The following is an 11,877-nucleotide window of genomic DNA, read 5'->3' on the forward strand; positions in this document are numbered from 1 at the left end:
CCATGACGCTCTCCCTGAGCCAGGTCACCGGCTCGAACTTCGCCTACCAGCACCTCCCGTTCGACCGCTTTCTCGACGACGCCGCCGAACTGGGCCGCGAGCACCTGGAGCTGTGGGGCATCGCGCCGCACCTGCACGTGCCGCAGATCGGTGACGCCGAGGCCCGCGCGATCCGGCGGCGGGCCGAGACGCGCGGGCTGGCCATCCGGTGCCTGACGCCCGAGCAGGTGATGTACCCGGTCAACCTGGCCTCGCCGGTCACCTGGCTGCGGGCGCGCAGCGTGGCACTCTTCCGCCGGGCCGCCGAGCTCTGCGCCGAGCTGGGCGCCGACATGCTGCTGCTCACCCCCGGGCGCGGCTTCGAGGACGAGCCGGTCGAGGCCGCCCGCCGGCGCTCGGTCGACGCCGTCGGCGAGATCACCGCGTACGCCGCCACGCTGGGCGTCACCTGCGTGCTGGAGGCGCTGCAACGCGTCGAGTCGAACCTGGTCAACGACTCCAGGGCGCTGGCCGCGATGATCGACGAGGTCGGCGCGCCGAACCTGGGCGCCGTGCTCGACACCGTGGCCATGGCCGTGGCGGGGGAGTCGGTGGACGACTACTTCGACGCGCTCGGCGACCGGGTCAGGCACGTGCACCTCATCGACGGCCGGCCCGCCGGGCACCTCGCCTGGGGCGACGGCTCCTTGCCGCTGGCCTCGTACGTCGAGTCGCTGGGGCGGCGCGGATACACGGGGCACCTGACGTTCGAGCTGTTCGGGGACGGCACGTACGCCTTCGAGCCGCGCCCGGCCGTCGAGCGCTGCCTGTCCGGCGTACGCGCCGCCCTCAGCCCACCAGCGCGACCTTGACCTGGCCAGGGTCGTCGCCGGTCAGCGGAACCGCGAAGACGGCCGTGCGGCCATGGGCGCCGTAGACGACGAAGCGCACGCCGTCCTCGTCCCACGTCTCCTGGACGTCCGAGGTGAGCTGGGCGGACGCCGAGCAGTACGCGGGGCTGCGGCGCAGCAGGTGCAGGGACGCCTCCAGCGGCACCCCGTCCTGCGGGGGCGCGGCGACCGGGCGTACCAGGCGGCGGCGCAGCGGCGTGAGCCAGTAGCCGTCGAGCTCCGAGGAGAGCGCCAGCAGCGCCGCCACCTCCATGGCGACCACCACGGCGACGACGGGAGCGGAGACCGTGCCGGACGGTGCGGCCAGCGCGAGCAGGGCGCCGGCCAGCAGCAGCCCGGCACGGGCGAACGAGCGCACGTCCACCGGCTGGGAGTGGGTGCCGAGACAGCCGCAGGGCGCGGCGGGCGCGGCGACGTGCGCGTACCAGAGATAGGCGAGGAAACCGGCCGTGAGCAGCGCCGCCGCCCCCGCGTTCCACGGGTGCGCGGACGGCACCAGCAGCCCGGCCGCCACCGCCAGCTCGGCCAGCCCGGTCAGGCGCAGCGCGGGGACCGCGCGCGCCGCACCGGTGAGCCTGGCCAGCGCGGTGCGCCCGGCCTGTGCCCGCATCCGCCGGCTGAACAGCTTCAGCAGACCTGCCCAGACGAGGAACGAGGCGATGACGTACGGCTGCGACGCGGCGATCCCGTTCACGAGCTGCCTCCTAGTGCGGGGAGAAGACCGTGGCGATGTCCACTTCGTTGGTGTCGGGCCGCCAGGCGCCCAGGACCTGCACGTGCTGGCTGACCTTCAGCATCGACAGGTCCGTGGTCGGCGGCGACTGGGAGTGGATGGCGACCGTCGTGCCGGCGACCACGTGGCACAGCACTTCGTGCCCGTTGTGGTCGAGGTGGAAGGTCTGGCCCTTGATGTTGGTGATGTGGCCCTTGATGTTGACGATGTTCAGCCACACCGACTCGGCGGCCAGCATGCCGTCCGGCATCCGCACGCCTCTGGCGTACAGGCCGTCGCCCGGCTTGGCCTGGTCGAACCCGACGGGGCCGAGCTTCCACAGGCTGGTGCCGTCCACCACCCTGATCGTGTGGAGCACCATGTTGGAGCCCAGGACGAGCAGGGTGTTGTCCTTGATCGAGCGGATCCGGCCCTCGGCGAAGTCCGGGTCCGGCGCTCCCGGCTCGACCTTCTGGGCGGGTGCGGTGGTCGCGAAGGCCGCCTCGGGGCCGAGCGAGCCCATCGCGGTCGCCGCGACCACGCTCGCGCCGCCGCCGAGCACGGCCGACCTCAGCACGTCTCTTCTGCTTGGCACTGTGATCACCGTCCCTCAGGCCGTCGAGATCTCGGCCGGCCGCAGGCCGGATGAGAGGCTGGCGATCTGGCTGTAGGCGGCGGGCGTGAGGTCGATCAGGCGGTTGTTGGCGCAGGTCGCGCCGCAGCAGCTGCGCTCGCCGCAGAACAGGTCGGTCTGCGGGCCGCAGTCGGCGATCGCGGTGACGACGCTGCCGCCGCCGCACAGCGAGGTGATGCGGTGCCGGAAGCCGCACGTCCTGCGCGACAGGCTGACACCGCAGCGGTCGGGACGGGTGATGGACCAGCACGCGTCGGAGGCGTTGGGCCAGGCGTGCTGGAGACTGCCGGAGTTGCAGGTGCCGCAGGCTCCCTTACCGGTGCTGCTGCACGGGCCCCATGCGGTGCCGCAGCAGAACCAGGAGACCTCTCCTTGGACGGGGCCGAGTAAGTCGGCGGGCGGGTCGGTGGCCTTGCTTCGCGCCATGCGCGTCCTCCTTGGGTGCGCTTGTGGACGGTCTCTGCGAGGGGTTGAAGGTTTCCGACTCGATCTATGAGTACCATGTAAGGAATTTTCGTCAATGCCCTGATTTTTCATGACCTGTGGGTCGGCCGCGGTGGCGTGGGCGGCGGCGGCCAGCATGGCGGCGACGCCGCTCTTCATGTCGAAGGCGCCCCCGCCATGGACGCGGCCGCTCTCCATGCGTGGGTGCAGCGGGTCGCCTTCGTACGTGCCGTAGGCGACCGTGTCGAGATGCCCGGTCGGCGGTGTGCGGCATGGCGGCCCTTCCTGAGCCATCATGCCGCACCGGTGACGCCCGCCCCGAGCACGCACGTCACCACCCCGGCCCGCCGGCCGCCGCTCAGGCTGCGCCGCCACGTTGGCCCGCCGGGCGGCGGTCAGACCGCGTCGGCGTTCTGCGCGGCGCGGTAGACGGCCATCGCCTCGTCGCCGAAGAAGGGGCCGAACATGAAGCCGGGCGCGAAGTTATAGGTGAAGCTGTTCACCGAGTTCAGCGAGCCGAGCCCGGTGGCCGCGTCGAAGCTCTGGAACCAGGGCCCGCCGCTGGAGCCGCCGGTCATGTTGCACCGCAGCCCCTGGTCCTGCGTCATGACCGTGTCGTTGAACGCGCGCCCGCTGCAGTAGATCAGCCGCGACCCGTCGAACGGCTCGGCCGCCGGATATCCGAAGGAGAACATCTGCTGCTGCCTGGCCTGGTTGAAGGCCACGCCCTGCCCGCCGACGACGTCCGTCAGCGTGCGCCCGTCGAGCGGCGCCACCACGACGGCGGCCACGTCGAAATTGATGTCCTCGCGGGCGTTCCACTGCGGGGTGGTGAACATCCTGGTGCCCACCCACGTGCCGAACGGCCGCCGGCCGTTGTCGAAGGCGGGGACGAACACCCAGTTGCGGTGCGCGGCGCCGTTCAGCTTGACGCAGTGGCCCGCGGTGATGACGACGCTCTCGTTCGCGCTGGTCACGGCCGAGCCGGAGCAGGAGGAATTGCGGCCGTCGGCCGTGGTGAAGAAGACCCGGCCGGTGGTGCGGACGACCGCGCCGCCGTCGGTCCAGCGCAGGCCGGGGCTGTTGTTGACGGCGGTCCGCTGCTGGTTGCCGTTGCCGTTCCCTTGATTGCCGTTGCCCTGGCCACCTGTTCCCTGCCCGCCTGTTCCCTGCCCACCTGTTCCCTGCCCGCCTGTTCCCTGCCCGCCTGTTCCCTGCCCGCCTGTTCCCTGCCCGCCTGTTCCCTGACCACCAGTGCCCTGCCCGCCTGTTCCCTGTCCGCCCGTCCCCTGCCCGCCTGTTCCCCGGTTGCCGGTGCCCTGGTTGCCGGTGCCCTGGTTGCCGCGTTCGTACCAGGACGAGCCGCGGCTGCCCGCGGCGCGGGTGCCCTGGGTGGACCAGGGGTTGCCCCGGGACGGCCCGCGCCACTGGTTGCGCCGCGGGGCGGGGGCGTTCAGCGGCTGGGCCGCGAGCATGCGGTTGGTGCTCCAGTACTGCGAGACGGTCCTGCGCTCGCGCCAGGAATCCGTCGCCGTCCACCCGGCGGGCCGCCTGAAGTCCGGCCCGCCGGCGGCACCGGCGTTCGCGGTGCCCACGGGGGCCAGGGCGCCCGCGAGGGCGAGCGCGACGGCGGAGAGTAGGGCGACTCTGCGGTGCATTACGTACCTCCCGAAACCCGGTAACTGCCGTAGGGAGGTACGTACGGTGCGTTCGATAGTCCTCAACGCCTGCCCAAATGGATATGACGACATCACCGGACGAATCCGACACGTCACGCAGGGTGCATAGAGACGCCTATAGACAGGGACGCTACTTTTTCTTTACGAAAGAGCCATGAGCGGCGAACGCATTTTCAGGGATTCTTTCCCTGGTGCGGGATATTGACCTGCGGCGTGGCGTTGTCAATCAGCTCGCGGCAACTGTAAGCATCGTACCGGTCTGGCGACCATGGGTCGTATTCCGAAAGGAACGGTAAATGCTCACCCCAATGAGAAAAATGGCGAGGCCGGCGGTGCACGGGCTGCTCACGGTGGCGCTGGCGGTCACCATGGCACCGGCGGCGAGCGCGGACGACCGCGACGACCGACACCTGCGCAAGTTCAAGGGCATCCACAGCGACAGGGGCTTCCACACCGGCAGGAAGGACGAGGACGGCGGGCGTAATTGCAGGCCGCACACGTTCTGGCGGATCCACAAGCTCTCGCCGCGCAACTTCTTCCTGCCCCGCACCCGCTACATCGACGGCCCCGGCGGCTCGATGACGGTGTCGGTCACGCGGGAGCACGAGGTGCTCGCCTTCCTCGAAGCCGAGAACGAGAAGACGAAGTCGCTGGAGAAGAGCAGGGCGCGGACGGTGGACGACGTCACCGACACCAAGTCGGTGGTGGAGGCCCTGCGCCGGCTCGGCCTGCCGCACCTCGAAGAGCGGCACATGGTCTTCACCGGGCACGAATACACCAGGGAAATCACGCCGGGCAAATACGGCAACATGTGGTACCGCGTTTTCGGTTACCGTATCGGCTGGTCGGCCTGGTCCGTCCTCGGCACCTGCGACCGCCACAAGGTGGCCGCGGGCATGGCGAACGTGCCCGCCCGCGTCGAGGGCTGGCGCTACTGGGAGACCGACCACCCCAAGTTCAAGCGCCGGATCCTGTCCGCCAAGTAGCCGGATTTCGCAGGTCAGGAGGGTTCTGAGGAGACATCGCGGGTATGGGGGGTGGCAGTCCGGCACGGCCGGGCGCGCAGCCGTCCGGTGCGCCGAACCCCACGGCTTCTACGAGGGGGACACCAATGGCCATACAGCGATATCTCGGATTCAGAGTCTTCCGACTGCCCGCCGCTCCAGGACCGGAGCCCACTCCGGGCGGTGGGGGCGACACCTACGGGCGGGCCCGGCGTCGCCGGCGTCGCCGCCGCTGAGTGCGGGTCCGCCAGGAGATGTGAGGGTATCGGGCCCTCACATCTCGTCTTTCCCCGACGTGGAAGCCGGCCGCGCGAACCTCCCCGGCATCTCATCCGCAGGGGCGAGCCGGGCGATTCCTCCCGCCGGCGTCTCATGCGCAGGAGTGAGCCGCGGAATCACTCCCACCGGCGATGCCCGCAGGCCCCCGCCGGCCGCACCATCTCCTTATGAATCCCCGTTCGGCGCTGATCGCCGCGCCTCTCTTCGCCTTCGCCTACGGCGTCATCCGCATCCTCGACGGCCTCGACGGCAGTCACGGCCCCGGCCTCGCCTGGACCGCCGGGCACCTGGCCTTCATGGCGGCACTCCTCCTGTTCGCCTGGCTCTTCCTGTGGTTCCGCACGCTCGCCGGGCGCGACGCCCTGGCCACGGTCGGCGCGGTGGCCGGGCTCGTGGGCGTGGTGGCGCTGCTCGTCCAGTTCGGCATCGACATCGCCGTCGGGTTCGCCGCCGCCGACCGGGACGGCATGAACCTGCTGTTCCAGCAGGTCCAGAGCGTGCCAGGCGTGCCGTTCGCGGTCTATGACGGCCTGCCGTTCCTGTTCTACGTGGCGCAACTCGTCCTGATGATCCGGCTCGCGGTCCTGCGCGTCCTTCCCGTATGGACGCTCGCGCCGGTGCTGGTCTACCTCGCCCTGCCGATCGTCTGGAAGGACCTGATCCCGGTCTCCGCGCTCTTCATGCTCGTCGCGCTCCTCCCGCTCGTCCGCCGGCCCGTCGCGGCGCTTGCCGCCGTGTGACGAGCAGGCAGGATGAGTGACATGCAGGACCTCCTCACCGTTCTCCGGCGCCGCGCGGCGGCGCTGCCGCCCACGCTGGTGGACGGCTGGCTCGCGGCGCTGGTGCTGGTGGTGCAGCTCTGGCCGCTGCTCTCCCGGGACAACCCGGCGGGCGGGCCCTGGCACTGGTGGGGATACACGGTCGTGGTCGCCTCCGCCGTGCCGCTGGTGTGGCGGCGCCGCGCGCCGGTGCTCGCCCTGCTGGGCTCGCTCATTCCGAGCAGCCTGTACGACCTGGTGGACGAGGTGGCCGACCAGCCCATCTGGTACGGCGGCCTGGTGACCCTGTACACCGTCGCCGTGACCTGTCCCCGCCGGGTGCGCTGGGTCCTGCTGGCCGCCGCGCTCGGAGGCGGGATGCTCGTCGTCGGCTCGTCGGAGACGGCGCTGCGGGGCATCGTGCTGTTCGTCGCCGCGTACGCGATCGGCCGGGCCGCCGCCTCCTCCCGCGCGCACGCCGCCGCCCTGGAGGAGCGCGCCGCCCAGCTGGCCAGGGAGCGCGAGGCCGAGGCCGAGCGGGCCGCCGAGCGGGAGCGGGCCAGGATCGCCCGCGACATGCACGACATCCTCGCCCACGCGGTCAGCGTCATGGTGGTGCAGGCCGAGGCGGGGCCGGTGGCGGTCGCGACGCAGCCGGCCAGGGCGGTGGCCGCGTTCGACGCGATCGCCGCGGCCGGCCGCGACGCGATGGAGCAGCTGCGCCGGCTGCTGAACGTGCTGAAGGAGGAGGCGGGCCCGCGCGGCCCCCAGCCCACGATCGCGGCGCTGCCCGCCCTGGCCGACCAGCTCAGGGTGGCCGGGCTGCGGGTGGACTGCTCCAACACGGGCGACCCGCGGCCGCTGTCGCCGGACGCGGAGGTGGCGGCGTACCGGATCGTCCAGGAAGCCCTCACCAACATCGTCAAGCACGCCGGCGCCACCAGCGCCGGCCTCGCGCTGACCTGGCAGGAAGACGCACTCATGATCAACATCACCGACGACGGGCATGGCAGGGAGCCCGCGCTGCCCTCGGGCGGCAACGGCCTGATCGGCATCCGCGAGCGCGCCGCCGCGTGCGGCGGCAGCGCCGTGGCGGGCCCGCGCGAGGACGGCCCCGGCTTCCAGGTGCTGGTCCGGCTGCCGCTGGCGGCGTCGTGACCGTCCGCGTCGTCGTGGCGGACGACCAGGAGCTGGTACGCGCCGGGTTCGGCATGATCCTCGACGCCCAGCCGGACATCGAGGTGGTGGCCGAGGCGGGCGACGGGGAGCAGGCGATCGCCGCGGTCCGTGCGCACGCCCCCGACGTGCTGCTGCTCGACATCCGCATGCCCGTCATGGACGGCATCGAGGCGGCCCGCGTGGTCTGCGCGGAGGGAGCGTGCCGGGTGCTCATGCTGACCACGTTCGACCTCGACGACTACGTCTACGACGCGCTGCGGGCCGGGGCGAGCGGCTTCCTGCTCAAGGACGTGCGCCGCGACGACCTGGTGCACGCCGTACGGGTGGTCGCGGCAGGAGAGTCGCTGCTGGCCCCGTCGATCACCACGAAGCTGATCGCCGAGTTCGCGTCGAGAGCGACGCCCCGCCCGCCCGCCGAGCGGCTGTCGGTGCTGACCGCCCGCGAGCAGGAGACGCTGCGGCTGATCGCCCGCGGGCTGTCCAACGCGGAGATCGCCGCTGAACTGGTGGTCAGCGAGCACACGGTCAAGACGCACGTCAGCAACGTGCTGACCAAGCTGGGGCTGCGCGACCGGGTGCAGGCGGTGATCGTCGCCTACGAGACGGGGCTCGTCACGCCGGGGATTTCCGGCTGATTTCCAGCGGCCGGCGAGGCCGCGGCCAGCGGTGATAAGGCGGCCGTCAGGGGGTGCCGGCGCGGGCGGCGTACCGCTTAGCCGGTGTTTACGCACGTTCGATCACGCTTGTGTCATCGGGACTCTAGGAGATGACATGAGCGCGAACGAGCCGAGGGAGCCTCGCACCGGTGGCTGGAGCCAGTTCGGTGCCACACCACCGTCCGCCGGAGGGTTCACCCGGCCGATCCCGTCGATGCCGCCGCCCCCGCGGCCCGAGGCGAAGCAGGCGTTCATGCTGACCCGCAAGGCGATCGCGGGGCTGGCGCTGGCGGCCGTCGCGGCGCTCGGAGCAGCCGCGCTGGGCGGCGGGGCCGTGGGCGCGTACCTGGCAGGGGGCAGCACGCCGGTGGCGACCGCCACCCCGAGCCAGCCGAGCCCCGTCTTCCGCACCGCCGCCGACCAGTACACGGTGGCGCAGGTGGCGGAGAAGGTGCAGCCGTCGGTGGTGATGATCCAGGGCAGCACGTCGGAGGGCTCCGGCGTGGTGCTGTCGGCGGACGGGCTGATCCTCACCAACAACCACGTGGTGTCAGGGCAGGACAGCGGGCTGACCGTGAAGTTCAACGACGGCAAGATGGCCAAGGCCACCGTCGTCGGCACCGACCCGGCCACCGATCTCGCCGTCATCAGGGCCCAGGACGTGTCGGGGCTGGCCGCGGTGACGCTCGGCGACAGCGACCAGCTCAAGGTGGGCGACGACGTGCTGGCCATCGGCAGCCCGCTGGGCCTGGACGGCACGGTGACCTCGGGCATCGTCAGCGCGCTCGACCGTACGGTGACGGCCGGCAACGGCCCGCAGGACCAGCAGCTCCCGCCCGGCTGGGGCGGGCGGTCGCAGCCCGAGGACATCACCACGCTCGGCGGCATGATCCAGACGGACGCCGCCATCAACCCCGGCAACTCCGGCGGCGCGCTGGTCAACGCGGCCGGTGAGCTGGTCGGCATCAACAGCGCGGTGGCCTCCGACGGCGTCAACCTCGGCTTCGCGATCCCGGTGAACACCGCCAAGCACGTCTCGGAGCAGCTCATCAAGGACGGCAAGGTGACCCACGTCTACCTGGGCGTGAGCGTCACGAACGCGACCGGCGACGTGCCTGGCGCGCTCATCAGGCAGGTGACGAAGGGCAGCCCGGCCGAGAAGGCGGGGCTCAAGGAGGGCGACCTCATCACCAAGATCGGCAACACGCAGGTGGCGAGCGGTGACACGGTGGTCGGTCAGGTTCGCGGCTACAAGGTCGGCCAGCAGGTGGCCATCACCTATCAGCGCGGTGGCGAGGAGTCCACGGTGACCGTCACCATGGAGGAACAGAAGAACTGACGTCATAGGAAATCCCGATCGCCTCCTGCTCCGGCAGGGGGCGATCTTTTTGCTGGTCGCCTTTCCACTTAGTGCGATCGGGGGCGGGAGATACGCGGGCGGGCGTGAATTAGGCCCTCCTCGATCGGCGTAACCCGGGTTACATTCACGTTAATTTGCCCTCTCTTATCCACCCGAGTAGACCGAAGGAGAGAGGCGTGAGAGCGAGAACCATGATCGCGGCCGTGAGCGCCGCGGCGATCATCATGCCGGCCTGCGTGCAGGCCGTCGCACACGCCGGCGTGGCGGCCCCACCGCCCGACAGCCAGTTCCAAAAGGTGACGCTCAACGACCATCCGGGCGAGCCCATGGACCTGGCGGTCTTACCGGACAACCGGGTCCTGCACACCACGAGGCGCGGCGAGGTCTGGTTACACGACCCGAAGACCGGGCTCAACACGCTCGCCGCCGAACTCGACGTCTACCAGCACGACGAGGAGGGGCTGCAGAGCGTCGCGCTCAGCCCGGGCTTCGGCAAGGGCTCCAAGAAGGACGACTGGGTCTACCTCTACTACTCGCCCCCGCTCGACACCCCCGTCGACGACCCGGCCACCCCCGGCGTCAACGAGGGCGACGCCCCGATCACCGGCACCCCCGCCGACTTCGCCCCGTTCAAGGGCCTGATCAGGCTGTCGCGCTTCCGCTTCACCGGCGCCACCATCGACCTGCGCACCGAGCAGCGCATCATGGACGTGCCGGTGGACCGCGGCATCTGCTGCCACGTCGGCGGCGACATCGTCTTCGACGCCGCGGGCAACCTCTACCTGTCCACCGGCGACGACACCAACCCGTTCTCCTCCGACGGCTTCACCCCGATCGACGAGCGGCCGGACCGCAACCCCGCGTTCGACGCGCAGCGCAGCTCGGGCAACACCAACGACCTGCGCGGCAAGATCCTGCGCATCAAGCCACGCGACAACGGCGGCTACTCCATCCCCAACGGCAACCTGTTCCGGCCCGGCACCAAGGGCACCAGGCCGGAGATCTACGCCATGGGGCTGCGCAACCCGTTCAGGATCGAGCTGAACCGCAGGACGGGGGAGCTGTACGTCGGCGACTACTCGCCCGACCAGCAGCAGGCCAACCCGAGCAGGGGCCCGGCCGGCACCGGCAAGTGGACGGTCGTCCGCAAGGCGGGCAACTACGGCTGGCCGTACTGCGCGACGGCGCGGCTGCCGTACGTGGACTACGACTTCGCCACCGGCGCCTCGGGGGCGACGTTCAACTGCGCGGCGCCGGTCAACGAGTCGCCGCGCAACACCGGGCTGCGCGAGCTGCCGCCGGTCACCCAGCCCGACGTCTGGTACTCGTACGGCCCTTCGCCGGAGTTCCCCGAGCTGGGCACCGGCGGGATCGGGCCGATGGGCGGGCCGGCGTACGACATCGGCAAGGCCGACACCCGCGGCCGCGACTCGGTGGCCTGGCCGCGTTACTACGACGGCGTGCCGCTGCTCTACGAGTGGACCCGCGACTACGTCAAGGCCATGCACCGGGACGGCCGCATCGAGAGCGTGCTGCCGTCGATCGTCTTCGACAACCCGATGGACATGGAGTTCGGCCCCGACGGCGCGCTGTACGTGCTGGAGTACGGCGACGGCTACTTCAGCGAGAACCCCGACGCGCAGCTGGCCCGCATCGACTACATCGGCCGCACCGGCAACCACTCGCCGATCCCGGTGGCCGCCGCGTCCGTGACGGACGGGCTGGCTCCGCTCACCGTCTCCTTCACCAGCACGGGCACCAGCGACCCCGACGGTGACCGGCTCAGCTACGCCTGGGACTTCGACGCGGACGGCCGGGTGGACTCGCGCAGCCCGTCGGCGTCCTACACCTACCGGCAGAACGGCCTCTACAACGCCACGCTCAAGGTCACCGACCCGCGCGGGCGGTCGGCCGCGACGTCCGTACGGGTCGTGGTGGGCAACGCGGCGCCGGTCGTCGAGCTGGTCAGGCCGGCCGACGGCGATCAGTTCAGCTTCGGCGACGTCGTCGAGTTCGAGGTCCGGGTCACCGACGACCAGCCCGTGGACTGCGCCGCCGTCACCGTGGACTACATCCTCGGCCACGACGACCACGGACACCCGCAGACCACGGCCCGCGGCTGCACGGGGTCGATCCAGACCACCGAGCCGAGCGGGCACGACCCGGAGACGGACAACCTCACCGGCGTCTTCGTGGCCACCTACACCGACCCCGGCACCGGCGGACTGCCGCCGCTGACCAGCAGCACCCAGGTCGTGCTCCAGCCGACGCGATAGGAGAAC

11 protein-coding genes and 1 pseudogene are annotated in these 11,877 nt (G+C 71.1%); 7 read left to right on the forward strand and 5 right to left on the reverse strand.

Features of this window, described 5'->3' with window-relative positions; genetic code table 11:
- Nucleotides 1-2: 2 nt before the first annotated feature.
- Nucleotides 3-851, forward strand: coding sequence for a TIM barrel protein (locus tag AB0K12_RS16640; RefSeq protein ID WP_364561128.1), 849 nt, complete (start codon nucleotides 3-5; stop codon nucleotides 849-851).
- Here AB0K12_RS16640 and AB0K12_RS16645 read toward each other — a convergent pair.
- The 5 genes and pseudogenes from AB0K12_RS16645 to AB0K12_RS16665 all read right to left on the reverse strand — a co-directional run bounded on the left by AB0K12_RS16645 (nucleotide 829) and on the right by AB0K12_RS16665 (nucleotide 4,338).
- Nucleotides 829-1,584, reverse strand: coding sequence for a MauE/DoxX family redox-associated membrane protein (locus AB0K12_RS16645; RefSeq protein ID WP_364561131.1), 756 nt, complete (start codon nucleotides 1,582-1,584; stop codon nucleotides 829-831). The genes AB0K12_RS16640 and AB0K12_RS16645 overlap by 23 nt on opposite strands.
- 10 nt (nucleotides 1,585-1,594) lie before the next feature.
- A complete protein-coding gene (locus tag AB0K12_RS16650; protein WP_364561134.1) occupies nucleotides 1,595-2,179 on the reverse strand; it encodes a cell wall protein in 585 nt (194 codons plus the stop codon).
- A gap of 33 nt (nucleotides 2,180-2,212) precedes the next feature.
- A complete protein-coding gene (locus AB0K12_RS16655; RefSeq protein WP_364561434.1) occupies nucleotides 2,213-2,662 on the reverse strand; it encodes a hypothetical protein in 450 nt (149 codons plus the stop codon).
- Between the two features lie 132 nt (nucleotides 2,663-2,794).
- Nucleotides 2,795-2,977: pseudogene (locus AB0K12_RS16660) on the reverse strand (M20/M25/M40 family metallo-hydrolase); the annotation flags it as partial.
- A gap of 98 nt (nucleotides 2,978-3,075) precedes the next feature.
- Nucleotides 3,076-4,338 (reverse strand): peptidase, encoded by a 1,263-nt coding sequence (locus tag AB0K12_RS16665; RefSeq protein WP_364561137.1) that lies wholly within the window; start codon nucleotides 4,336-4,338, stop codon nucleotides 3,076-3,078.
- A 329-nt stretch (nucleotides 4,339-4,667) separates the two neighbouring features.
- On the opposite strand from AB0K12_RS16665, the gene AB0K12_RS16670 reads away from it, so the two are divergent.
- From AB0K12_RS16670 to AB0K12_RS16695, 6 genes are all read left to right on the forward strand, one after another.
- Complete coding sequence (locus AB0K12_RS16670) at nucleotides 4,668-5,345, forward strand: hypothetical protein (RefSeq protein ID WP_364561139.1); 678 nt, start codon at nucleotides 4,668-4,670, stop codon at nucleotides 5,343-5,345.
- A 464-nt stretch (nucleotides 5,346-5,809) separates the two neighbouring features.
- Nucleotides 5,810-6,382 carry a hypothetical protein gene (locus tag AB0K12_RS16675; RefSeq protein WP_364561141.1) on the forward strand — a complete coding sequence of 191 codons (573 nt, stop codon included), beginning with the start codon at nucleotides 5,810-5,812 and terminating at the stop codon, nucleotides 6,380-6,382.
- 12 nt (nucleotides 6,383-6,394) lie between these two features.
- The gene (locus tag AB0K12_RS16680; protein WP_364561144.1) at nucleotides 6,395-7,558 is read left to right on the forward strand and encodes a histidine kinase; all 1,164 of its coding nucleotides are present in this window, start codon (nucleotides 6,395-6,397) and stop codon (nucleotides 7,556-7,558) included.
- Nucleotides 7,555-8,214 carry a response regulator transcription factor gene (locus tag AB0K12_RS16685; protein ID WP_364561147.1) on the forward strand — a complete coding sequence of 220 codons (660 nt, stop codon included), beginning with the start codon at nucleotides 7,555-7,557 and terminating at the stop codon, nucleotides 8,212-8,214. Before AB0K12_RS16680 ends, AB0K12_RS16685 begins: the two co-directional genes overlap by 4 nt.
- 136 nt (nucleotides 8,215-8,350) lie before the next feature.
- On the forward strand, nucleotides 8,351-9,574 hold the full coding sequence (locus AB0K12_RS16690; RefSeq protein ID WP_364561150.1) for a trypsin-like peptidase domain-containing protein: 1,224 nt from the start codon (nucleotides 8,351-8,353) through the stop codon (nucleotides 9,572-9,574).
- Nucleotides 9,575-9,771: 197 nt separating this feature from the next.
- A complete protein-coding gene (locus AB0K12_RS16695; protein ID WP_364561153.1) occupies nucleotides 9,772-11,871 on the forward strand; it encodes a PQQ-dependent sugar dehydrogenase in 2,100 nt (699 codons plus the stop codon).
- Nucleotides 11,872-11,877 lie beyond the last annotated feature (6 nt).

This window comes from Nonomuraea sp. NPDC049419 (assembly GCF_040676995.1).
Taxonomy (GTDB): Bacteria; Actinomycetota; Actinomycetes; order Streptosporangiales; family Streptosporangiaceae; genus Nonomuraea; species Nonomuraea salmonea.

What these genes read in the sequence shown, in the direction of transcription:
- AB0K12_RS16640 (WP_364561128.1), top strand. Translation starts at nt 3, where the DNA reads ATGACGCTCTCCCTGAGCCAGGTCACCGGCTCGAACTTCGCCTACCAG.
- AB0K12_RS16655 (WP_364561434.1), bottom strand. Translation starts at nt 2,662, where the DNA reads ATGGCGCGAAGCAAGGCCACCGACCCGCCCGCCGACTTACTCGGCCCC.
- AB0K12_RS16665 (WP_364561137.1), bottom strand. Translation starts at nt 4,338, where the DNA reads ATGCACCGCAGAGTCGCCCTACTCTCCGCCGTCGCGCTCGCCCTCGCG.
- AB0K12_RS16670 (WP_364561139.1), top strand. Translation starts at nt 4,668, where the DNA reads ATGAGAAAAATGGCGAGGCCGGCGGTGCACGGGCTGCTCACGGTGGCG.
- AB0K12_RS16675 (WP_364561141.1), top strand. Translation starts at nt 5,810, where the DNA reads ATGAATCCCCGTTCGGCGCTGATCGCCGCGCCTCTCTTCGCCTTCGCC.
- AB0K12_RS16680 (WP_364561144.1), top strand. Translation starts at nt 6,395, where the DNA reads ATGAGTGACATGCAGGACCTCCTCACCGTTCTCCGGCGCCGCGCGGCG.
- AB0K12_RS16690 (WP_364561150.1), top strand. Translation starts at nt 8,351, where the DNA reads ATGAGCGCGAACGAGCCGAGGGAGCCTCGCACCGGTGGCTGGAGCCAG.